13 protein-coding genes are annotated in these 24,444 nt (G+C 47.1%); all 13 read left to right on the top strand.

The window, feature by feature from the left end:
• Positions 1-23 precede the first annotated feature (23 nt).
• The 13 genes from MHB54_RS08330 to MHB54_RS08270 all read left to right on the top strand — a co-directional run bounded on the left by MHB54_RS08330 (position 24) and on the right by MHB54_RS08270 (position 24,354).
• Positions 24-749 carry a methionine ABC transporter ATP-binding protein gene (locus tag MHB54_RS08330; protein WP_340981528.1) on the top strand — a complete coding sequence of 242 codons (726 nt, stop codon included), beginning with the start codon at positions 24-26 and terminating at the stop codon, positions 747-749.
• Positions 742-1,413 (top strand): methionine ABC transporter permease, encoded by a 672-nt coding sequence (locus MHB54_RS08325; protein WP_340981527.1) that lies wholly within the window; start codon positions 742-744, stop codon positions 1,411-1,413. The genes MHB54_RS08330 and MHB54_RS08325 overlap by 8 nt, the downstream gene beginning before the upstream one ends.
• A gap of 277 nt (positions 1,414-1,690) precedes the next feature.
• Entirely contained in the window at positions 1,691-2,548 is an 858-nt protein-coding gene (locus tag MHB54_RS08320; protein ID WP_023987162.1) for a MetQ/NlpA family ABC transporter substrate-binding protein, read from the top strand.
• Positions 2,549-3,014: 466 nt separating this feature from the next.
• Positions 3,015-3,434, top strand: a complete 420-nt coding sequence (locus MHB54_RS08315) for a hypothetical protein (protein ID WP_023987163.1) — start codon at positions 3,015-3,017, stop codon at positions 3,432-3,434.
• A 15-nt stretch (positions 3,435-3,449) separates the two neighbouring features.
• Positions 3,450-8,417, top strand: a complete 4,968-nt coding sequence (locus tag MHB54_RS08310) for a DUF4132 domain-containing protein (protein ID WP_340981526.1) — start codon at positions 3,450-3,452, stop codon at positions 8,415-8,417.
• A gap of 230 nt (positions 8,418-8,647) precedes the next feature.
• Entirely contained in the window at positions 8,648-9,142 is a 495-nt protein-coding gene (locus MHB54_RS08305; protein ID WP_068938593.1) for a GNAT family N-acetyltransferase, read from the top strand.
• A gap of 141 nt (positions 9,143-9,283) precedes the next feature.
• Positions 9,284-10,267, top strand: a complete 984-nt coding sequence (locus tag MHB54_RS08300) for a Gfo/Idh/MocA family protein (RefSeq protein ID WP_053324709.1) — start codon at positions 9,284-9,286, stop codon at positions 10,265-10,267.
• Positions 10,268-10,779: 512 nt separating this feature from the next.
• Positions 10,780-13,509, top strand: coding sequence for a beta-glucosidase (locus tag MHB54_RS08295; protein ID WP_028542057.1), 2,730 nt, complete (start codon positions 10,780-10,782; stop codon positions 13,507-13,509).
• Positions 13,510-13,684: 175 nt separating this feature from the next.
• Positions 13,685-15,202 carry a glycoside hydrolase family 30 protein gene (locus MHB54_RS08290; protein ID WP_264454130.1) on the top strand — a complete coding sequence of 506 codons (1,518 nt, stop codon included), beginning with the start codon at positions 13,685-13,687 and terminating at the stop codon, positions 15,200-15,202.
• Between the two features lie 195 nt (positions 15,203-15,397).
• Positions 15,398-18,319: an S-layer homology domain-containing protein gene (locus tag MHB54_RS08285; RefSeq protein ID WP_340981522.1), complete on the top strand. Its 2,922-nt coding sequence runs from the start codon at positions 15,398-15,400 to the stop codon at positions 18,317-18,319.
• A 63-nt stretch (positions 18,320-18,382) separates the two neighbouring features.
• Positions 18,383-22,435: an S-layer homology domain-containing protein gene (locus MHB54_RS08280; protein WP_264454128.1), complete on the top strand. Its 4,053-nt coding sequence runs from the start codon at positions 18,383-18,385 to the stop codon at positions 22,433-22,435.
• A 147-nt stretch (positions 22,436-22,582) separates the two neighbouring features.
• Positions 22,583-23,071, top strand: a complete 489-nt coding sequence (locus MHB54_RS08275) for a hypothetical protein (protein WP_053324714.1) — start codon at positions 22,583-22,585, stop codon at positions 23,069-23,071.
• A gap of 281 nt (positions 23,072-23,352) precedes the next feature.
• The gene (locus tag MHB54_RS08270; RefSeq protein ID WP_028542061.1) at positions 23,353-24,354 is read left to right on the top strand and encodes an ABC transporter substrate-binding protein; all 1,002 of its coding nucleotides are present in this window, start codon (positions 23,353-23,355) and stop codon (positions 24,352-24,354) included.
• The last annotated feature ends 90 nt before the right edge of the window (positions 24,355-24,444 follow it).

The following is a 24,444-nucleotide window of genomic DNA, read 5'->3' as shown; positions in this document are numbered from 1 at the left end:
GGATCATCAGGAGGCCAGGTTTCATGATTACGCTGCATCAGGTAAGCAAGCATTATACCACCTCAAGCGGCCAATTTCATGCGGTTCAATCCGTGTTCCTTCAAGTGGAGGAGGGGGAAATTCACGGTATCATAGGTGCCAGCGGTGCCGGTAAGTCTACGTTGCTCCGGTTGATGAATGTATTGGAAAGGCCGGATGAGGGAAACGTGGTTGTGAACGGGGAAGATTTGACTCGCATGCCGGAAAAACGTCTCCGTGAAGCGCGGCGATCGATAGGGATGATTTTTCAGCATTATCATCTTGTTCACAATCGGACGGTCAGTGGAAATGTGGCAATGTCGTTGGAGCTGGCAGGTGTCGCGAAAAAAGAGAGAGTGGAACGTGTGCGCGAATGCCTGCAATTCGTCGGTTTAGCTGATAAAGCAGAACAGTATCCGGCACAACTGAGCGGAGGCCAAAAGCAACGTGTGGCGATAGCCAGAGCGCTGGCGAATCGACCTGCGGTGCTGCTGTGTGATGAGCCGACCTCGGCGCTTGATCCGCAGACGACCGCGGATATTCTGGGCGTGTTACGGGAGATCAACCGTGAACTGGGAGTTACCATTGTAATCGTAACGCACGATATGGACGTGGTACGCAATATTTGTACCCGTGTATCAGAAATGCGGGATGGGCAGCTGCTTTCAACGCAACATGTAGCTGACGCTGCGGTAGGTTCAACAGCGGGAGCAGGTGAAGCTGATGAATGAAATGCTGAGCATCATTGCGCAATATCAGTCTGAGATATGGAAAGCCATCGGAGAGACGTTTATCATGGTGGGGACTTCTATCGCAGCAGCTGTACTGTTAGGGCTTCCGGCAGGAACGATTTTGTATTTGTGCGGCAAAGGGCAAAAATATGAAAATCGACTGCTGTTCACCTTATTGAACAGTGTGGTCAATGTCATCCGCTCGTTCCCGTTTTTGTTGCTCGTCGTGTTTATGATTCCATTTACACGTCTGGTCGTAGGGACGGCGCTGGGCACGATGGCTGCAACGGTTCCCTTGTCAGTGGTGGCCATCGCCTATTATTCGAGGCTGGTGGAGCAATCATTGCTTGAGGTGCCCAAGGGTGTAATTGAAGCCGCTACTTCTATGGGGGCATCCACCCTCCAGCTTATTTTTAAATTTCTGTACGTGGAAGCTCGTTCCGGGCTTGTACTGGGTTTGACCACGTCCACCATTAGCTTCATCTCCTACTCCACGGTGATGGGCATTGTGGGCGGCGGCGGGGTAGGCGATTTTGCCATCCGCTACGGTTACCAGCGTTTTGAAACAGGCTTGATGGCGTTCACCATCGTCGTCATGATTATTTTCGTACAAACGATCCAGTTCACCGGAAGCACCATATCCCGCCGGATCGACAAGCGGTAAGAGGTTAATGAATCTCTTCATTAACAATTGCACCACCTACTATGGGAAGTGAAAATGACTTTACAGTACCTCAAAAGCGGAACGGACAGAATTGTTCTGGAGAAGCGTCAGCGTTCGCCTTTGAAATGGGATTCTAACCTATAAATTGTGTTATAAATCAGAGAGAATCCCATTTCAACAGCGATCGGAAGAACAATCTGCACGCGAAGCGGCTGCGGCTGTACTGTAACTCATTTTTATCTTCCCAATCACAATTTACTTGGAGGTTCCTCATCAAATGAGTCGGAAAAACAACATGAAAACGAACTTGAAACTACTCACACTATTTGCTGTCGTTATGCTACTGGTTGCCGGATGCGGTGGTCAAAAGCAGGCTGCTCCAGAAACACAGTCTAAAGAAGCAACTTCCCAAAAAGAAGTGACCTTGAAAGTAGCAACGCTAATCCCACCGATGACAGATGTGCTGGATATCGTGAAGCCGCTGCTTAAACAGGACGGAGTCAATCTGGAAATCGTCGTGCTTTCAGACAATATCCAACCGAATAACGCATTGGCAAGCCATGAAGTGGATGCTAACTTCTTTCAGCATGCTCCTTTTATGCAACAATATAATGAAAGCAACAAGTCCGATTTGGTAGCGGTAAAACCAATTTACAATGCCATTTATGGCGCGTACTCCAAAAAATACAAGAACATTAAAGACCTGCCCGAAGGTGCGACCATTGCTATTGCCAATGACCCGGCCAATACCGGACGCTCTTTAGTAATGATGGAGCAAAACGGTTTGATCAAGCTTAAAGAAGGCGTAGGCTATAATGCTACACAGGCTGATATTATTGAGAATAAGAAAAAATTCGTGTTTAAAGAAGTGGATTTGTTGATGCTGGCGCGGTCACTGGATGATGTGGACATGGCTGCCATGTATCCCGCATATGCCAAGCCGCTCGGTCTGACACCGAAGAAGGACGCGCTGATTACCGAAAAAGACGATACGCATTTTGCCATTAATCTGGTAGCGCGTAAGGATAATGTAGATTCCGATGCTATTCAAAAGCTGGCAAAGCGAATGACTGGACCGGAAGTACGTAAATTTTTTGAGGATAATTACAAGGACAGCGTTGTTCCAGCATTTTAAATAAATGAGGATTTTGCAAAAATCCAATAAGCGACTTCCAATGAATAAGATATAGATCGAAATGGTTTAGTTCGTCTATATCTTGCACGTTGGAGCGACTGGAATCGAATTTTGCAAAATCCTGAAATAAGTATGTTGAAACATCGTTTTATGATGAAATACGACCTGTATAATGGAAGGAAGTCTGTGAAGAGCAGATGGTCTCCCTTGTGCAGGTCTTTTTTCATCCTTAATATGGAAAGGAATGATCGAAAACAGGGTATAAAGTCTTATTTTTTAAGATTTTAGGGTGTTACACCGCTGCGAATTTTGGTCATAAAGGGCGATGGAGTAATGATAAGGAACATATTAAAATAAATATACGAACAAACATTCGTTTTCGATTTCGTTAACGGTGTTTTTAAACGGGTCAAAAAATTCAGCTGACAACGGGCCAAAAGCGTGAATAAAAAGGAAGGGGAACGACATGAAGCTGTTTGTAACTGTAAAAAGTCTGGGAAAGCGCAAGCCCGCACTCGCACGACAGGAATTAGAACTGAGTCCTGCTCCAGAAACATTGCGAGATTTGATTACTGCAACCGTTGCTCTGAATGTTCAAAAGCTACGGGAAAAGCAGGAGAGTGTCGCGCTGATTCCGTTCCTCACGGGAGAGGAAGTTCAGGCACAAGGCGAGATAGGCAAAGTAGGATTCGGTTCCATATATAATGAGGGTGTCCCGGATATTAAGGATGCTGTGAACACGGCGATGCAGGCTTTTGAAGATGGTTTATACAGAGTTTTTGTATGTGACGAGGAAATTATTGAACTGGATGCTCCTTTGTCACTTAAGGATGGGAATGAGATTGTATTTATACGCTTCACAATGCTGGCTGGAGGCCTATGGTAGAGGGGGAAACGAAATATGCATCAAGAGAACAATGAGCAAGAATATTTCACCACACTGAAGGAGCGCGCGGCGCAACTGGATGGACAACAACAGGAGTTAGCCCAGTATGTTGTGGAACTGGGGAAGCTTCATTACATACAGGAGAACGAGGAGCCATTTAACGAATGTCAGCGAATATTAAAAGAACGGGCGACAGAAAGCGGAGAACCGCTGTTTAAGCCACTGACAGAGGTATTACGTGCTCTAATTGGACAAACAGCGGGCGATGTATTCGCCCATCTAACAGAGCATGTGACTGAATATCCATACAGCACAGGGTATGCGCGAAAACCGTTTCGCACTTCGGATATTACGGCCCATACTTCCCGGATTTATAAAAGAATGGTGCAGTTGATTCGAATGGACTGTATCGGGTTCTCTGTAATGGATTATTTAACAAAAAAGGATTATGAACCAGGCAGGGATTACCGGATTCAGGAAACGATTGGTGACTGGATTGCTTATGAGCTGGATAACGATAATTTACAGGTGCTTGAGGCGTTAAAAGCTATTATTTATGGAGATAATCAGGCTGCGTTACTTACGCGCAATATGATTAAAGGCATGCTCCTGAGTCATCAGGAGGAGAATTATCGCATGATCGGCGAGCTCTTGGCAGCCGCCAAGCTCCAGGAGGGATTGCGCCAAAGTATCGTGGAACAAATGGATGAAGGAACCCCGGAGGCTCTAATATATCTGTTAAAGGTGATCATCGACCAAGGCTTCATTCGTTACAGCTCGGTAGTGCGGGCGCTTGCAGTATGGACGGGCATGGGGCTGGAGTCCGCCAACCAGCGGGTCGTTCGTCAACTGATCGAGCAGGCATATGAAGCATTGACTCGTAGTGAACTGCGCCAAGAATGGCTGACCAGCTCAAATGCTAATGAAGTATATATGAGTTTGTGGGCTACTGCAGTACATGAGGAACGTGATCTGTATGGACAGGTTCAGAAACTTATGGAGCAGGGAGCACCCTACCAGAAGATCGTAGCGCTTTATGTACTGTCTAACAGTGACAACAAGGATGTGCGCCTCGGAATCGCGAGAGAATATCTGGATGAAACGGACCCGGAGCTTCAATATTGGATATTGACGAACTATACAAGCAATTATTTTTATGAATGGATAGAAGGCGGGACGGTCGCGGATCGGATTGTTAAAGTGGTGCGCACTCCTTTGCTGGAGAGCAAAGAGGAGCGGCGTAAGGATTTTGAACGACTTCATAACCTGTTTGTACATATGAAAAAGGGTGAGTCCACCGAGCCCTCCAAGGTGCTGGATTTTGTAAATCTGTATCACCGCTCAGATGCACCTATTCAAAAAATGCTGTATCTCGCTGGTTATGATATGGACGCTTCCTGGATTGGGGAAATCATAGCCTTAAAGGAACAGATTAGCCCTAATCTGCGTGGCGAACTGTTGAACCATTTTGTGCAAAACCCTGAGGATACGGTACAGCGTGATTTTATTTTTTCCAGTTTGTCTGACAAAAGTATGAGTATCCGTGAGTTCGCTGTGGCCAAGGCGCGTAAGCTGACGCTGTCGGAACCAGAAATGCAACAAATGGAAACCTTATTAAAGCTCAAGACGGGATCGTTGCGACAAAGTGTCATTGGTGTGTTGCTCTCACAATCGGAAGGGCCGCTGGCTGGCTCATTGGAACGCTTGCTTCGTGCTAAGGCGGAGCTGCAACGATTGGGTGGACTGGAAGTATTGACGAAGATATATGCAGACCCGGATCGTGCCGAACAGTATGAAAGCCTGCGGGCTTTGGCGGATATCATTCAGCAACCCACAGCCAAAGAGGAGCAACTGCTGTCCAAGCTGGGACAGGAGGATGCTTATACAGGGGCTAACGGTTTTGGCCTGTACGATCCGAATGTCAAGGAAGCTTGGTTGGAAGAGAAAGTTGATCTGGGTGATTTTCGATTGTCCGATGTTTTTGTTAGTCCATTGGAGAAGCTCAAGCAGTTCTTGAGCGGACTGGATGAGCTTGTTCATCATCATCGTGATGTGGAATATACTGCGGAGTATTATTCGGGCTACAAAGATACATTGCTTATTGGGACGAACCTTCGTCCTCTACGGCTGGTTCAGGTCGATGAAGAAGTAGATTCTAGACTGTCTTTATATCCTCTCTATGAGGAGTGGGACCGTTATTTGCAGGAAAGCGGCATGGAAGCGCGTGAACTGCTGGAGCTTGTTTTTTATGACCGATTGGAGCCTATGGACCGAACGCTGGATCGCTACTATCGATACTTTTCTTTTAACATGAACTATTCAGAACAAAGCAAGCACAAGCTGCTGGAAGGATGGCGTAAAGACTTCGCTGAGCAAATGTATCCTTTGGATCGGATTAACGAGGTTCAGAAGTGGATGGCAGAGCTGACCTATTCCGATCAGGTAAGCACATTAGTTAATGCTTATTTTATGGACACATCCGGTGACCAAACATTTGACGTAATTGACCTTGCTTTAAATTCACTAATGCAGGGCGTGCCTAAGGACAGACCTGTAGAGGATATGGGAATGCTCCATCTATTGTCCGGCCCGTGGGTGGCGCTGGAGAAGGGGCAGGTTCATGATGGTGAGTCCTTTAAGCGCTTTTTCCATACCTTTGTGAACTACGCAGAACTGCCAGGAGCGGAAAATCGTTTTTATTCTCCGCTGGATCTGGAGGATTATTTCAAAGCATATGAAAAAGGGTTGATCGGTGTAGGGGAAGTCTATCGGGAACTGCTGGCCGGTAGTGAAAGCAGAAGACATATGAGTTCCTTAACCAATGCCCGCAATACATGGATTTCTAGCAAACATGAATTTTTGGAAATACGTCGCACGGTTATTGATCGACTGTTAGAGGTTGAATTGGTTCGAGGAGATTTGCCTACCGAGGCTACGCCAAAGGTTATGGGATTGAGCCAATTTGAAGGTATGGATTATTTCATCCGTATTCTGGAGGGTCTCGACAAGGAAACGTTTGTGCGTGGTTATGTGTACGGCTACGGTGATCGTATTACCAAAAAAGAATCGTTCAGCCACTTGCTCAAAGCATGTTATCCGAGTGATGGCGAGGATGCCACATTGCTCAAGGAAAAGCTGAAAAACACTAAAATTACGGATAAACGTCTGCTGGAGGCTGCTATGTATGCTCCACAGTGGATTGAGATTGTAGCAGACTATCTCGGTTGGGAAGGGCTTCGCAGTGCGGCATGGTATTTCCATGCACATATCAATGAAGGTTTTTCGGCCGAGAAGGAAACGATTGTAGCCCATTATTCGCCGATTGCTCCGCAAGATTTTAATGATGGTGCCTTCGATATTCACTGGTTTCATGAGGCCTATGAGACGTTGGGCGAGGAACGATTTGATCTGCTGTACGATTGTGCCAAGTATATTTCAGCTGGAGCCAATCATCGTCGATCCCAGTTGTTTGCGGATGCGACGCTGGGTAAACTCAAACGGAGTGAAATGGAAAAATCAGTGGAGGACAAGCGAAACAAAGACCATTTGCTGACCTACAGTCTGATTCCACTTGCTCAGCCGCCTGAACCAGATGTACGCGAACGTTATGATTTTATCCAGAGGTTTCTGGAACAAAGCAAAAAATTTGGGGCACAGCGTAAGGCCAGTGAGGCACTGGTTTCACGGATTGCACTCGGGAATTTGGCACGTAACGCAGGTTATGATGATGTAACCCGTCTCGTATGGGACATGGAAGCTCGTAAGCTGGATGATCTCCGGTCTTATTTTGAGCCACATGCTTTGGACGAGGCTACAACGGTGCAGCTCGTCATTGATGCTGAAGGAGCGGCAGATATTGAAATTGTCAGCAAAGGCAAGACGCTGAAATCCATTCCGGCTCGTTTCAAGAAGGATGAGTATGTTACGTCGCTGAAGGAGCTTAAAGGAGATCTAGTGGATCAGTACCGCAGAGCTCGCAAAGAATTGGAACGCTCTATGGAGTCTGGTACGACCTTTATGGTGAAGGAATTGAGAGGACTGCTGGGTAATCCTGTGCTTGCTCCGTTGGTGCGAACACTGGTTTTCAAGGCCGATGATCACCTCGGATATTTTAATGAGGAAACGTTGGTATTGACGGCTCCTTTTGCTGAACAGCATACTATAGGAGAAGAAGACAAGCTGATTATCGCTCATCCCCTTCATTTGTTCGAAAGTGGTCGTTGGAGCGACTTCCAGAAGGACTTATTCGACCGCCAGATACGCCAGCCATTTAAGCAGGTGTTCCGTGAGCTGTACCTACTGAATGCTGATGAACGTGCAAACGCGACAGTTTCCCGTCGATATGCGGGACACCAGGTACAGCCGAATAAAACGGTATCCCTATTGAAAGGTCGCCAATGGACAGTCAGCTATGAGGACGGACTCCAGAAGGTGTACTATGCCGAGAATCTGATTGCGAACCTGTATGCCATGGCAGACTGGTTCTCACCAGCGGATACCGAGGCTCCTACGCTGGAGACAGTACAGTTCTTTGATCGGACAACGTATAAGAGCGTACCGTTGGACGAAGTTCCTCCTGTTCTGTTCTCCGAAGTTATGCGGGACGTGGATCTGGTCGTCAGTGTTGCCCATATAGGCGGCGTTGATCCAGAGGCCAGTCTGACGACCATTGAAATGCGTAGGGTGATTGTGCAGGAATCACTTCGCCTGCTGAAAATTAGCAATGTACGCTTGGATGGGAATTATGCACGTGTAGATGGGACTCTTGGCGAATATGCTGTGCATCTGGGAAGCGGGGGGGTCTATAAGCAAGCGAAGGGAGCACTGCATATTATTCCGGTGCATTCGCAGCATCGTGGACGCATCTTCCTGCCGTTTCTGGACGAAGACCCAAGAACAGCGGAGATTCTATCCAAAATTGTGTTGTTGGCCGAGGACCAAAAGATCAAGGACCCGCAAATTCTTACACAGCTTCAAGCGTAGAATAGAATTCTGATATATAGAGATTCATAATTAACTCAACGTTCGCACCTAGACAATGGTTTCAAATCCTCGACTGTGTAGGTGGAAACTTAGTTTAGTTGCGGAGGTTGAGTTATTTAATATTGAGCGTCTATCAAGCGCCAATAAGGAGATATGGGTAATATTTTAGATTCTGTGGTTTGATGAGAATCTAACAGTATAACAATTGACGATAATAGGAGAACACAACGATGATTAATAGTATCTTTCTAAAAGAGTACTCAACCGAGTATCAAACACAAGTTGTCGATTTAATTTTACATATTCAAAAAGATGAATATAATATCGCCATAACCAAAGAAGATCAGCCAGATTTGCTTGATATTGAAAACTTTTATCAGCGTGGTAATGGCAACTTCTGGGTAGCTCTTAGTGAAGGAACCGTAGTAGGGACTATAGCTTTGTTAGATATTGGGAACCGTAAGACAGCACTCAGAAAAATGTTTGTAAAACAAAACTATAGAGGTAAAACATTCAATGTTTCGAATCAATTATTGCATCATGCCATAGGATGGGCCAGGGTAAGGTCTATTGAAGAAATCTATCTTGGAACAACACCACAATTCGTAGCAGCTCATCGTTTCTATGAGAAGAACGGCTTTGTTAGTATAGCTCCAGGAGAATTGCCGATTGGTTTTCCAGTCATGAAAGTGGATAAAAAGTTTTACAGATACGTCATTCAATAATGGGTATAAATGAAGATGCTGCTGGGTCACAAAAGAAACCGTCGTCTAGCAAATGTTTCTTTTGTTTAGGACAGGCGTTTGCTAGAATAAAAGGGTATGTTGCAAGTCAACGTTAACCAAATTGCTGGGAGGGACACAAGTATGAGCAAAAAGATCAAATGGGGAATTGTCGGCACAGGCTGGATCTCAGATCAATTTGTGGCGGATTTGGCGCATGTTACGAATGGAGAAGGGTATGCTGTTGGATCACGCACTATTGAAAGCGCTACCGAATTTGCAGCTAAGCATCAAATATCAAGGGCTTACGGGAGCTATGAGGAATTAGCACAAGATCCCGAGGTAGATGCTATTTACGTAGGGACTCCCCATCCTTTTCATAAAGAAAATGTTCTGACGGCTCTTCGGGCGGGCAAAGCAGTCTTGTGTGAGAAACCCTTCACCGTCAACAGCAAAGAATTGAAGGAACTGATCGGCTTTGCACGTGAGCGTAAGCTATTCCTGATGGAAGCAATGTGGACACGTTTTTTGCCTCCGATTCGCCAAGTGCGGGAGTGGATACATGCGGGACACATTGGCGAGGTAAAGCTGGTTAAGGCGGAATTTGGTTTTCGAATAGATTGGAACCCGGAGGGGCGGCTTTTGAACCCTGAGCTGGGCGGAGGTGCTCTATTAGATGCAGGAATTTATCCGGTTTCTTTTGCTTCAATGGTCTTCGGTCCTGAACCTGAGCATGTATGGAGCACAGCTCATATCGGGGAGACAGGCGTTGACGAGACATTTTCGATCTTGCTGGATTATGGAAAAGGACGCACGGCTATGCTTAACGGGGCAGTCCGCCTCGGATTGACGAATGAGGCATACATCCATGGAACAAAGGGCTATATCCACATTCCGTCATTCCTGAACAGCACATCGGCTACTTTAGTTGTGGACGGTAAAGAGGCACAAAACTTTCAGGATGACCGATCCTCTACAGGCTATGCCTTTGAAGCAGAAGAAGTCGGGCGTTGCTTGAACGAAGGTTTGCTCGAAAGTTCTACTATTTCTTTAGATGAATCGTTAGGAATTATGAAACTGATGGATCAGATTCGTTCACAATGGGGGCTTCGGTATCCGTTTGAATAATCACATTAATTCCAGGGACCTTTCAGGTTCTCTGGAATTTTTTTGTTTATGAGCGTTGTTTTTTATACCAGGATTTTGCAAAATCCTTATACATAAGTATTTCCAATTCCCAAATAGCGACTTTGGTCGCACGCTAGGTAACGCCATATGAGTAAGTCAAGAGTGGGACATATGAATCATTTTTATGGATTGAAATTAGTTAAAAAACCGTCATTAAATAGTTACAAAAGTGTAATTTTATTATCGGTTAACTGAATTGTTAACGCTCTCTTTTCATGAAAAAGAATGAAGGTCCTAGTGTTGTACTTCCAAAAACTTTCAATGAAATTTTCGAAAATGTACGGTAGGGTGGTAAACGTGTCACTTGAGCCATTGCGGCTTTTGCTGACTTGCTTGCTTATCCCGTGGCTCTGGATTCTTGTCGGAGCTCGCAGGATCGAGAGCCTTTGCAAGCCTGTGAGAGTTGAATAGGCATTCACCTCATGACCTAACATCAAGGAGGAATTACAAACGTGAAAGTGAAATCAACATGGTTGTTCCGTATGGTGATGATGACAGTTATCGCGGCTGTTGTGATCGGACCTATGAATATTGCAGGAGCGGCAGGAAGCCAGACAGATCGGCCTTGGATGAACACGGCCCTGTCGGCTGAGAAACGGACAGCGTTGCTGCTGCAGGAAATGACGCTGGAAGAAAAAATAGATTTGGTGACTGGCAAGGTCAACAATTACTATGGATTCTATAATAATTCGATGGAGCGGTTGGGCATTCCGGCGCTGACGATGGCAGATGGACCAGCGGGTGTGCGTATCGCTAATCCAGATGTGCAGGACAAGCAATCTACTGCGTTGCCTGCTCCAATTGCGTTGGCTGCAACGTGGGATACCCAAGCTGCCAAACAGTATGGTGATTTGATTGGAGACGAGGCTTTTAATACAACTCATAATGTTGCGCTTGGACCGGGGATGGATATTGCCCGTATTCCATGGGGATCGCGAAACTTTGAATCTATGGGTGAGGACCCGCTACTGCAATCGCAAATGGCGACCGCTTATGTCAAAGGTATACAAAGCCACCCTGTTTTGGCGACTGCGAAACATTATCTTATGAATAATCAGGAAACAGAGCGCTTCACGACGAATGTCAAAGTCAGTGACCGTGCGTTGCATGAGATTTACATACGCCCGTTCCAAGAAGTCATCGCCAAGGCAGATTTGGGAGGGGCAATGTGCTCCTTTAACAAGGTCAACGGCGAGTCTGCTTGTGAGAACAAAACTCTTTTGACCGACCTCTTGAAGAAGGAACTGCAATTCAAGGGCTTCGTGATGAGTGATTACGGTGCGAACCTGAGTACAGTCGAATCGGCAAATAGCGGATTGGACCTGGAAACACCGGGGACCCCTTATGGTAAATGGGGAGATCAGCTGCTGGCGGCTGTTAAGAATGGCAAGGTAAGTGAAAAAACGATTGATGATAAGGCTGGGCGCATTTTGGTGCAAATGTTCAGCAAAGGTTTATTCGATCACCCGGCTCAAAATAATCAAATTGATGCCCGTGACCATGGCAAGACAGCCCGTCAATTGGCTGAGGAAAGTATGGTACTGCTTCAAAATAAAAATAATGCATTACCGTTGTCTAAAGATAAACTCAAGTCCATTGCTGTGATTGGCCCCGATGCAGATAACGGCACTGTGGCAGGCGGAGGCAGTTCGTTGGTGAACCCGACGTATACCGTGAGTCCGTTAGAGGGCATCCGCAATCGTGTCGGCAAAGGTGTTACCGTCCAATATGCACCGGGTACAGACCCGATCTCTGCAGGAGACATTATGCCTGGCCCATCGGCTGTTCCGTCTTCACTGTTGACTACATCTGATCAGAAAGAGGATATCAGTGTTGGATATGCGACTTATGGAGATGGCGAACAGGGGCTTCGAGGCGAATACTGGAAGAATAACAAGATGGAAGGCAATCCGATTCTTGTACGCAATGATGACCAAGTCAATATGAACCTTGGATTTTATAATTATCAGGGCTTCAATGCGAAGTCCCCTAAAGTTCCAAATACACCAACGACACTGAACGGCTTGATATCTGCACGCTGGACAGGGGCAATTGCAGCTCCCAAGGATGGTGACTATGCATTGTCATTAACCAGTTTGGGATCAAGCAAGCTGTATCTCGACGATAAGCTTTTCGTGGACAATCAAGGTGAAAAGCTGGGCACTACGAAGAAGAACATCTCCCTTAAAGCGGGTGAAAAGCACAAGATACGTATTGAATACCGCGCTGATTATCCGACCAATGGTCGTGATTCCGGTGGTATGGTTCGTCTGGGCTGGGAACCTCCGGCGGATACGTCAGATAAGTTGATTGACAACGCTGTGAAATTGGCGAAAAAATCGGATGTTGCGATTGTTGTTACGCGTACGTATGAGAGCGAAGGATATGTTGAGCGTTCCGATATGGAGCTGCCAAACAATCAGGATCGGCTGATCCGTGCGGTTGCGGCTGCAAATCCGAAAACCATTGTCGTACAAATGAGCGGCAGAGCCGTGCAAATGGATACCTGGCAGGACAAAGTCCCTTCCATCGTACAAGCATGGTTTGCTGGACAAGAGCAAGGGAATGCTATAGCACGCGTCTTATTCGGGGATGTGAATCCTTCGGGTAAGTTGCCGGTAACCTTCCCGGTTAACGAGCAGTCTACACCCGTGTCCTCACCAGAGAAGTTTCCGGGTGTGAACGGTATAGGTGACTATTCAGATGGTATTTTTGTAGGCTATCGTGGGTATGAGAAATCGGGTATTCAACCGGCGTTCTCCTTTGGACACGGTTTATCCTATACGACATTCGGATATAGCGATCTGAAAATAAAACAGCATGCGAGTGGAAAAAAATCCGATCGTACGAGTTCCGTCGAAGTTTCGCTAAAATTGAAGAACACGGGTAAAACAGCCGGAGCTGAGGTTGTACAGGTGTACAACGGTAAGCTTCCGACAAACGTAGAGACTCCATCCCGTCAACTGGCAGGCTGGTCCAAGGTAGAGTTAAAGCCGGGTCAAGAGAAGAAGGTTCGCATTGAGCTCGACCCGAAAGCTTTCTCATATTGGGATGAAAAGTCCAAAGCATGGGTTATGCCAGCGGGTGAAGTGCCCATTTATGTGGGCAGTTCCTCTCAGGATTTACGACTGACAGGAAGTGTTACGATTCCGGCAACCTCTACAGAAAAGGCAAAAAAGTAATCCCGTTACATTTGTTTTAAAATGGTTATATTCAAGAGAGCGCGGGCACAAGCACCGGCTCTCTTTTTGCTATCGGTATGTAAACGTCCAACAGGTATGCAAAGGGAAACCCAAGTGAAAGCTGAAATAGTAGGGAGGATGGGGACAGGATAATGATGGGGAGAGGAGGATATAGATGAAAAAAATCCAAAAGCAACGACGTACTGACATCTGGCTGCTTATAGCTGCAGTAGCCATTTTGATCTGTGCGGTCCTGGTCAGTATGGCTATACGGAATGTTCCGGGGCCGAAAGCAGAAAATAACGTCAACATGTGGCTAACAACACCCGATCCGGCGAATCGCCTAACCCAAAAAACCCCGATCCGTTGGGAAAAGGATAACAGTAAAGAAAATGCAGCGAATGCGGATACACTGACGATTGAGATTAAGCCAGATATTCATTATCAGACGATGGAGGGATTTGGAGCAGCGGTGTCCGGTTCGTCCGCATACCTGATGAATTATGGCATGTCTGCCAATCAGCGTGATCAGCTGCTAAATGATTTGTTTACAGCCAGTGGCATTCAACTGAGTTATATTCGCCATACCATTGGAGCCTCAGATTATTCCGTAGATGAGCAGGGACAGCCTGGCAGCTATACCTATGACGATGTGGCAACAGGCAAGGACTATGAGCTGAATCATTTCTCCATCGCCAAGGATCGGGATGTGATCGATGTGCTGAAGCAAATCTTGAGAAGAAACCAGGATTTAAAGATTATGGGAACCCCATGGACAGCTCCGCCCTGGATGAAATATGGGGAGCAGATTTATAACGGCTGGTATTTGGACTATACCGATCCGCGTGTCTACCAGGCGTATGCTGACTATTTTGTTCGTTATCTACAGGCGTATGCGAACGAGGGAATTCCGATTCAGGCGATTTCCATTCAAAATGAGCCAGAATTCACTACGCCCAAGTATCCCAGCATGAGTATGGGAGCAGCAGAACAGGCGAATTTTATTAAACAATATCTGGGCCCGACCCTAAATCGAAACCATTTATCTACTCACATTATTGCCTTTGACCATAACTGGGATACAGGGAGCGAATATGCCAAGACCGTGTTAGGAGATGAACAGGCTCGAAGCTATACGCACGGAACGGCCTTTCATTGCTACAAAGGAGAGCCCACAGCGATGACAGATGTGCATAATGCTTTTCCTGATAAGCCTGTATATATGACAGAATGTAGTGGGGGGGCGTGGAGTCCGGGCTTTGGAGATGATTTGAGCTGGGATATGTCCAAGTTGATCATTGGTGCACCCCGAAACTGGTCGCAAAATGTCCTCTTTTGGAATATCGCACTTGACCCGTCCGGGGGTCCGACCAATGGGGGTTGCGCCAACTGTAGAGGTGTAGTGACCATCGACCCGTTAAGCGGTGCAGTTACGAAAAATGTGGAGTACTATGCGATTGGGCACGCCAGCAAATTTGTCCGTCCAGGTGCAGTACGTATTGATTCTACACATTATAGTGGAAGTATCGAAACGGTCGCCTATCGCAACCCCGACGGTACGCTTGTCCTGATTGCCGCCAATACGGGAGAGAACACAAAGACATTTAAGGTTCGGCAGGGAAATAAGGTTTTCAAATCTACCCTTCCCTCCAAGTCCGCAGCTACCTTTCAATGGAATCCTACGGTTTCCTGATATGGCATGTACATCAACGTTTTATAGAAGTTTTAGAGCGCTTAGCCCATCTGGCTGAGCGCTCTTTTTTCATTTGCTACAAAGTCCAGACTGTGAAAAAGATAAAATTTTAATATTGTTCAGAATTGGTTCAGAGGCGGATGATAAGATCTTTTCACTAATAACAAGAATGAACCGTTCACGGGGGAGAGTCTGATGAATCAAGAAACGAATAAAGAATGGCAAAAAGTGCTGATGGTGACGTTGCTGGCAGGTATGGCATGGGGGCCCCAGCTTGTTCATGCGGAAACGAAAGGGGAGACGTCAGCGATTGTGACTAAAGCCAGTACAGTATCTTTTACAGATCAGTCCACTATGTCATCCCAGGCATTACAGGCGGTACAGGAGGCTGTGAAGCAAGGACTGATCACGGGTTATCCAGATGGTTCTTTCCGTCCAGATCAACCGTTAACGCGCAAGGAAATGGCAGCTTTGCTGGCTAATGCACTTAAGCTTGACGCAACGGAGAAAGCAGTAACTTTTAAGGATACGCAGGGGAGTTGGGCAGCTTCTTATATAGAAGCTGTACGTGCGGCAGGTCTAATGACCGGAGATGAATCAGGTGCTTTCCGCCCGGATGCTGCAGTGAGTCGTGAGGAATTGGCAGCCATTCTGGTGAGAGCGATTGGAGGAACCCATGCTCAAGGCGGAGATGTTCAGGACATTTCTGATGGGGATCAGGTGAGCGCATGGGCCAAAAGCAACGTAGAGGCAGCTCTCAAACTGGGATTAATGGATACGCCGGATAATCGGTTTGACTCTAAAGTACAGGTAAAACGTCAGGATATCGCAGCCTTTTTGGTGAATGTATTCCAATCGGGTGAACGGACGGGAATCCTTTCTCGTATCGACGGGGATATCGCCTATATGGATGGAAAGCCCTATTTGATCGGCCAGCAATTGAAGCAACTGTTCGGAGCAGACAATGTGCCGGCGCTTCAAGGGGCTACCCTGACCTATCAGGCATCGAACCGAAACGTAGCTGATCTGTCAGCACTTCAAATTGTGCAAAGTGGTACAGCCCAACAACCGGTGACTTTGTATAGCAAAGGGACAGAGTTTAAAGGCAAGTTAGCTATTGCAGCGGATTATGTGCGTATTCAAGGTGATACGTTACCTCAGGTAACCCTGATGCGGGGTGCCAAAAATGTAGAGATTCATGCAGACGTAAACGAAATGATCGTGGATACGCATGAGCCTATTCAGATTCAGGGAAGTGGTGTATGGCAGCAGCTTAAACTGAATTTTGCCGATACACAGGTACGTCTCGCCAATGGGATACAGACTGTACAGACCCGTCTTGCGGAGCGGGGAACAGAGACTCAAATTATACGTGATACCACGTTGGGTGCATCTTCGGATACATCCTCAACAAGCACTAAAAAAAGTTCATCTGGTGGTGGCGGTGGCAGTTCTACAACGAATCCAACGCCAACATCTAATCATGTACCTGTCTCAGCTATCGTTCCTGCCGATCAATATGCCATTTTGGGTTCTGGAGATACGCTAGTGGATTTGAAAAATGTGTTTTACGATGCCGATCAGGATGAGCTGTCGTATCATGCGGTCACTTCGGATGTATACGTAGCAGAAGCAGAAGTGGCAAATCAACAGCTTACACTAAAACCTAAATCAGTAGGAAGCACACAGGTATTTGTTACGGCAGAGGATGGAAAAGGCGGTAAAGCGAGCGTGTTTTTCAGCTATACAGTGACCAGCTCTACTTATGAGGAGGACATTAATCACAGTCCTGTCGTGAGCAACAGCCTAAATGACATTCCTTTGCTCTTAAATGAAGGTGGGAAGCAGATTAGCCTGTCTGACTTGTTTAACGATGAGGATGGCGATGCACTGACCTACACGGTGGAATCGGCTTCGCCAGAAGTGGCCACAGGAGAAGTAACAGGCGATCAGCTTATGCTTACGCCGCTTCAAGCCGGCATTAGTCTAATGACGATAACAGCCCATGACGGCAAGGGAGGTACAGCCTCACTTCAGTTTGCTGCTATGGTGAATGCGCCTTTGCCTGATCCGCAGCCTGAGAATCACATACCTGTGGCTTTACCTCATTTACCTATCGTAGTTGCTAATGTGTTGCAGGACAAGCTGATGCTGTATCCGGGCTCGTTATTTATGGATCAGGATGGCGACACCTTGACGTATACCATAACTTCCTCCAACCCCCTAGTAGGCAGTGTGGCGGAGAATGGAGAAGATTCATTTGTAACACTGCATAATGCTGGTATTACGATGATTGGAATTACGGCGAATGATGGACGTGGGGGCGTTTCTTTCACTTCATTTATGCTCCAAGTTGAAGCTCCTCAACCAGTAAATCATCGTCCGGTAGTGACCCGTGTGCCTGAACCTCAATATTTGGACCCGGGAGATGGTCAGCAAACATTGCAGCTGAATGATATGTTCTCTGATGAGGACGGAGACACGCTGACCTATACTGTGGTGTCTTCTGATCCATTGGTGGCAGGGGGGCAGGTAGAAGGGAATGCACTTTTCATACAACCTTTGCGTAATGGTCTGACGTTCCTTACGATTACAGCAAATGATAATCGTGGTGAAACGACATCTTTTACGATTCCAGTGATTGTTGAGAAAAGAGATTTGTTCATTTCCGAAGTCGTGTGGCAAGGCGAACCGGATTATCTGGACCAGGCGATTGAATTGTATAACCCTACAAACAGACCGTTGGAGAAAAATAGAATATGGATTGAGCGATCCGACCAACCAGACCCGATTATCATAAACGCCAATGACGGGGATGTGATTATGCCTGGGCAAACATTTGTTATTGCGAATGATTTGAGTTCGTTCGTATCGGAGGATTGGTATTTTACCTTCCTGCAGTTACAAAATAACAATTCGGAACCTGTCACGCTTAAGCTGTACTACAACAACACGCTCATTGATATCGCAGTTATTGGTCAAGGGCAGGCTTTGGGACGGAATAGCGGTACGGTCATTGGTAATACAGATCCATATCAAGCTGGTGAATGGAATGTTGAGGGGACGAACAACTACCCTGTTAATTTAGGAGACTTTATCGGTCGTCCTCGGCTGTAAAACATACGTATCCTAAGATTTTGAATACATGATTACATTTATCGGTGGGGAGAGAATTGCACCATGAAAAATAAGAAGTTAACCGCTCAGCTGGCAGCTGCTTTGCTGCTGCTGACCCCCTCGTTTCCTGCCGGAGCAGAGCAAGCTACCGTGATAGATACGGCTTCCGTATCCAAGGGGTCCACACGGAACAATACTGCCACCTGGACGGATGTACAGAAGCTTACAGCACAGCAATTGGAACAACTACAAAAAGCCCGTGAACTCGGGATTATCCAAGGCGATCCCGCCGGAACGCTCAGACCTGAGCAGAAGCTCACACGTCAGGAGCTAGCCGTGCTGCTGGTCAAAGCGTTGCAGCTTCCGACGGGCAACTTGGACGGCGCTGCCTCCTTCACGGACGTGCCCGCCGATAGCTGGGGGCGCCCGGCTATAGAGGCAGCCCGTAAGGCCGGGCTGATGCAGGGCGACGCCAACGGACACTTCCGTCCGAATGACCTGATCAGCGCCCAAGAGCTGGTCGCGCTGTTGGTCAGGTCTGCTGGGACGGGGACGTCTGCGGGCACGCCCGCCAGCACAACCGACTCGCCGTCGGCGCAGACGCTGCCGACGGCGTGGAAGGACGCCAGCCCGTGGGCGACCCCGATGATTTGGGCGGCGCTGAATGACGGGCTGATGAGTGAATTTGGCGGAAATCTACACGCCAAAGACTCGGTAAGCCGCGTAGATGCGGCCAGCCTGCTCGTATCTGCTTTGTTTCCACAGGAGCGTGCTTCGCAGCTCCAGGAAATGGACGGCAAGCAGATACGGATCAATGGCATCGCTTATGACGTGGCAGAGCCGCTGCGCGGCATTTTTCACGCGGATAATCAGGCCGCGCTGCGCAACGCAGGCATTCGTTTCCATGCCACAGGCCGGACGGTGGACAAGGTCACTTGGCTGGAGCTTCGCAGCAGCGGGACTTCGGCTCGTGACGGCGAAGCGGAGTTCAGTGGCAACGTTGTGCTGAACGGACACGGCTCCACGCTAAACGGAGATTTGGTGATCGCCGGGGATTTTACATCCGTACTGCATTTGAAAGTGGAACAGCAGTTAACGGTGGATGCCCGAGTACAGCAGGATTTTTATGCACAGGATGTACAGGTGCAGGGACAGACCCATATTAACGGCGGAGATAACAATACAGTCGTATTTGATAGCTCAACGATGACGCAAATGGATGTCACAAAACCGGACGTTCACGTTGTACTCAGTGGTACCGCAAGCGCGACAGTCATGAACGTGCAATCCAGCGCAAGCATTGAGGTTAGCGCGGATGCTTCCTTGCCGCAGTTGAATGTTAATGAAGGGGCGGAAAATGTCAATCTTCAGGGAACGGTTCAGACCGTTCAGGTAACTGGCAGCCAATCCGTCGAGATGACAGGTAATAGCACAATCCAGCAGCTGACCGTCACCGGGACGGGTGCTTTGGAATTGAAAACTACAGGTAGTATTGAAAATATTCAAGTCAGCAACCCGGCAGCTAGAGTAAATGTGAGTGGAAATGTACAGGTATCTGCGGTCACACTGGGTACCGGAGTAGCTTCCAACGCTGTTACGGGCCTAGCTGTGGCAAGTGTAACAGGCACGTCCTCATCTTCTGGAAGCTCATCTGGTTCATCCAGCAGTGCTAACCGTTCACCGGAAGTCGTGAATGCTTCTGTAGAGCGTGTAATTACAGAAGGCGCTGGTGAACAATTGTACGATTTACGCCAATTCTTTACCGATCCTGATGGGGATATCTTGACCTTCTCGGCAGCTTCTCTTCAATCCGGCATCGTACGGGCGTCTGTATCGGGCAATACATTAAAGCTTACGCCAGTCAGTGTCGGAAAAGCATCCATCAGTGTATCGGCTAATGATGGACGGGGAAAAAGGGTGTCGTCTACCTTCAAAATTATCGTGAATGGCAATCCTGTATCTGCAGGTATACCCGATCAGGCGCTTACTGTGGGACAGTCCGACTCGGTACTGCATTTGAACGACTATGTTCAGGACCCGGAAAATGCTAGCTTAACGTATCAGGTTACTGTTGATAATCCTGCTGTAGCGTCGGTGGTGCTTACAGGAGATGAATTGCGTTTGAGTCCGCTTCGCGCGAGCAGTACGATCGTTCATGTCACTGCCAATGACGGACAGCAAGGAGAAGATGGCAGCACAGGCCAAAAGCAGATTGAATTCAAGCTAACGGTTCAGGGCACTCCTAACCATGCTCCGCATGGACAAGACCCTCAACCGCTAACCGTCACATTGGGTCAGCCGAATACGACGCTGGATCTTTCCACGATATTTACGGATGCGGATGGCGACTCGCTGGTATTCACAGCAACCAGTTCGGATGCTTCTATCGTGCAGACTGCCATAACGAGAGATCAGCTTTCTTTGGAGTCGCTGCAAGCGGGGAGCGCAAGTATTACCCTGACGGCAGACGACAGCAAGGGTGGAACAGATACAGTTACCTTGATTGTAACAATTTTGCCTATACCGAACAGTAGCCCGGTAGTAACCCGTGCACCAGACGCGGTACATCTGATTTTAGGCAAGGCTGACGGAACCGTGGATCTGTCCACCATCTTTGCTGACCCGGATCATGATCCGATTCGTTATGAGATCAGTTCGTCTGATCCAGCCGTGGCAGCTGCTACAGTTCAAAATGATCAGCTTGTCATTCATGGACTGACTAGCGGCAATACCGTGATTACCATCACGGCTAAAGACGATAGAGGCGGGGAGATTAGCACAGACCTACAGGTTCATCTATTGGAAAATGCAGTTATTACAGCAATTCCTGAGCAGTTGCTTCAATTGGGAGATGCTGCATCAGAACTGGATCTCTCACCGTTCCTGTTGAACTGGGATCTAGCATCCCTGTCAGTGACAGCAGACACGTATGATCCAGGAATTGCTACGGCCCATATGAATGGTCAGAAACTACAGCTAAACCCAGTGAGTGTAGGGACCACAAGTGTAACACTCAGTGTGTATGATCAGTACGGACGTGCAGAGGGAGCGACGTTCCCGGTTACCGTCAGCATGCCTCAGCTTAATCAAGCTCCTCAAGTCATAGCGGCTATAAACGAGCAGGTATTGACTCCCGGAGTTACACAGCAAAGGGATTATGATCTGCAACAACTGTTCTACGACGAGGATGGGGATGAGCTGCGATTTACAGTCAGCTCCAGTGATCCGACGTTGGTGAGTGCATCGCTTAATGGCAGCATTTTATCACTGGCTTCGGGTACAGGCAGCGGCCTTGCTGAAATTACTATTACGGCTGCGGATGATCGGGGTGGCTCAGTTCAATACACGTTGAATACACGCAACGCGGAGCTGGTTTCCGGCGGTATCACTCCGATTGGGGTTAAATATGGCTTGCCGCACAGAACCGTGGATCTATCCAGTTATTTCCCAGGACAATCTAAATTCCTGGTATATAGAGGAACGCCATCATCGACATTCCTCGGTCCTGTAGAACTCATGGGCACCTCCATCCCCCTTTCCCCCGAACCTTTACTGGTATGGGTAGTAGGAGCAGATGGAAGGGCTGCTGTGTTTCAGGTCCAACAGGAACCACAGCAAGCGCCTGCTGTATATTTCTCGCAATATGTGGATGGCGGGGATGGAAGAATTGTTTTGCAATTGCATTATAACGGGAATGGAGACCCTTCCCATCGGGCAGACGGTTACTCACTTGAGTTTCATCAATGGATGAAGAAAACAAACCAAATGAAAGTTACCACTTTACCGATTAATCCGCTTTATCCTGCCATGCCATATATAATCATCGACAGTATCTTTTATGATTTCATGGATATTACGAATGCTTGGTATTTCAATGATGAGGGCGATTTCTACAACCCGAGCGAATTTAATACCGTTGAATATGTTTTAAAATACCAAGGACAAGTGGTAGATGTATTAGGAAATCCAAATTCGCATGAGCAGTTTGCACCACAAGGAGGAACGTTCGTCCGCAAGCCAGGAATATCCTACGGATCGTCTGCCTATAATCAGCCAGATGAGTGGAATGCGTTTCCGAAAGGGACCTATCAATATGTCGGCACTCATACACCATAAACGGTATGCTTTGTAGCACCAAGGAGACTCCTGTCCCCTCGAGAATGATTATTTGACTTTTTAAGAGTCCAGCTTAAGTAGGTCGTAGGAGTTGCTGGCAGAGCGGCTATATTTCAGGTTCATCAGGAACCACAGGAGGCATTTCTTTTGTTTTTTTCACAATATGTCGATGGTGGAGACGGTCGCATCGTGCTGCAATTGTTTTACAACCGAGAATGTGACTTCTCTCATAAAATCGAAGGATATGAGCTGGAGGTTCACCAATTCATGAAAAACAAGAACCGTATGAACGTATCCAGCATAGCGCTATATCCGGTTAATCCAGTAATTCCGTATCTGATCATAAACAGCATCTTTTACGATTTCATGGATGTCACGAATGTTGCCTATTTTAATCAAGAGGGTCATTTCTATAACCCAAGTGAATTTAATACGGTCGCATATGTACTGAAATATCATGAAACTGTGGTAGATGTAATTGGAGAGCTTCATTCGCAGAATCAATTGTTTCCTCAAGGTGGGACATTTGTTCGTAGACAAGGTATATCATGTGGCTCGCCCGTTTTTAATCAGCAGGATGAGTGGATTGCATACCCGAAAGGTACTTATCAATATGTAGGCAGACATACACCTTAATCGGTATGTTTGTCTGCGATCGCTGTCTGTTGAAGACAGGTCATAAATTCTTATAAAGGTGTAACCCAACAACTATGGAGGGTTACACCTTTTTGTATACTGAGCATTTTGTATTCATCCAAGCCTTTACTGTACAAGGAGATTTTCAACATGAAACTAGAGGCATGGGGAGTTCTTCCGCAGCAGTATCAATATGCTTGAACAATGTACTCAACTGAATTACAATACAATTGATAATGATTTTTAATATCAATTAGGATGAGAAGGGGGAGTTGAACTACATGTTTGGATTGACAAAAAAGCTACATATTTATATAGCACTTATTCTGATGATATCGGTGCTGGCTGGTTGTGCCTCGGGTGGAACTACAGGGACAACTGACCCTTCAAGCAAGTCTGCAAGTGGTAATAAGAGCAATACAGTAGGCAGTGGTGCGGACGAGCAGACCAGAGTTATCAAACATGCCATGGGTGAAACGACAATTAAGGGAACTCCAAAGAGGATTGTAACCTTGTTTCAGGGTGCCAATGATGTTGTTGTTGCACTTGGTGTGAAGCCAACGGGTGTTGTGGAATCCTGGGTTCAGCAACCCGTATATAAATATTTGAAAGCGGATCTGGATGGCGTGACGCAGGTAGGTCAGGAATCACAGCCGAATCTGGAAGAGATCAACAAGTTGAAGCCGGATCTAATCATTGCCACCAAAACAAGACATGAGGATATCTATGATCAACTGTCCCAGATTGCTCCAACGGTAGTTACCGAGACGTTGTTTGACTGGAAAGAGACGGTAAAGACGGCTGGTGAAGCGATGAATATGAAGGAACAGTCGGACAAGTTGCTTGCCGATTGGGATGCAAGGGTAGCGGATTTCAAAGGCAAAATGGGTGACCGTCTTCCTATTGAAGCGACTATTACGAATTTCAGAGCCGATCAGGTTCGCATTTTCTATATGGGATACGCCGGGAAAATTTTGAAAGAGCTTGGATTTACCAGACCGCCTGGACATGATGAAGACACCTGGGGTGTGGAGTTGACTTCGAAAGAGAACATCCCGGATATGAACGCAGATATGATCTTCAACTTCAATTCAGGTACGGAAACAGAAGCTATTGAGAAGAATTATAAGGATTGGACCAGCAGTCCGCTCTGGAAAAATCTCGATGCGGTAAAGAATAACCAGCTGGTACAGGTTGATGAAGTGGCCTGGAACATGGGAGGCGGATACACATCGGCCAACATGATGCTGGACGACCTATACAAGCAGTTCAATCTGAATTAATGGGAGCAAGACCTGCCATGCACCAGGACATCGTATACGAAGTGTATGGGCAGGCAGGTCTTTTTGCATTTCACGAATGAAAGAGTGAGA

This window comes from Paenibacillus sp. FSL M7-0802, assembly GCF_038004945.1.
Lineage (GTDB): Bacteria > Bacillota > Bacilli > Paenibacillales > Paenibacillaceae > Paenibacillus > Paenibacillus polymyxa_B.
This window is presented reverse-complemented; position numbering and strand designations above follow the sequence as displayed.

What these genes read in the sequence shown, in the direction of transcription:
- MHB54_RS08270 (WP_028542061.1), top strand. Translation starts at nt 23,353, where the DNA reads ATGTTTGGATTGACAAAAAAGCTACATATTTATATAGCACTTATTCTG.
- MHB54_RS08315 (WP_023987163.1), top strand. Translation starts at nt 3,015, where the DNA reads ATGAAGCTGTTTGTAACTGTAAAAAGTCTGGGAAAGCGCAAGCCCGCA.
- MHB54_RS08325 (WP_340981527.1), top strand. Translation starts at nt 742, where the DNA reads ATGAATGAAATGCTGAGCATCATTGCGCAATATCAGTCTGAGATATGG.
- MHB54_RS08320 (WP_023987162.1), top strand. Translation starts at nt 1,691, where the DNA reads ATGAGTCGGAAAAACAACATGAAAACGAACTTGAAACTACTCACACTA.
- MHB54_RS08290 (WP_264454130.1), top strand. Translation starts at nt 13,685, where the DNA reads ATGAAAAAAATCCAAAAGCAACGACGTACTGACATCTGGCTGCTTATA.
- MHB54_RS08330 (WP_340981528.1), top strand. Translation starts at nt 24, where the DNA reads ATGATTACGCTGCATCAGGTAAGCAAGCATTATACCACCTCAAGCGGC.
- MHB54_RS08310 (WP_340981526.1), top strand. Translation starts at nt 3,450, where the DNA reads ATGCATCAAGAGAACAATGAGCAAGAATATTTCACCACACTGAAGGAG.
- MHB54_RS08280 (WP_264454128.1), top strand. Translation starts at nt 18,383, where the DNA reads ATGAAAAATAAGAAGTTAACCGCTCAGCTGGCAGCTGCTTTGCTGCTG.
- MHB54_RS08285 (WP_340981522.1), top strand. Translation starts at nt 15,398, where the DNA reads ATGAATCAAGAAACGAATAAAGAATGGCAAAAAGTGCTGATGGTGACG.
- MHB54_RS08300 (WP_053324709.1), top strand. Translation starts at nt 9,284, where the DNA reads ATGAGCAAAAAGATCAAATGGGGAATTGTCGGCACAGGCTGGATCTCA.
- MHB54_RS08305 (WP_068938593.1), top strand. Translation starts at nt 8,648, where the DNA reads ATGATTAATAGTATCTTTCTAAAAGAGTACTCAACCGAGTATCAAACA.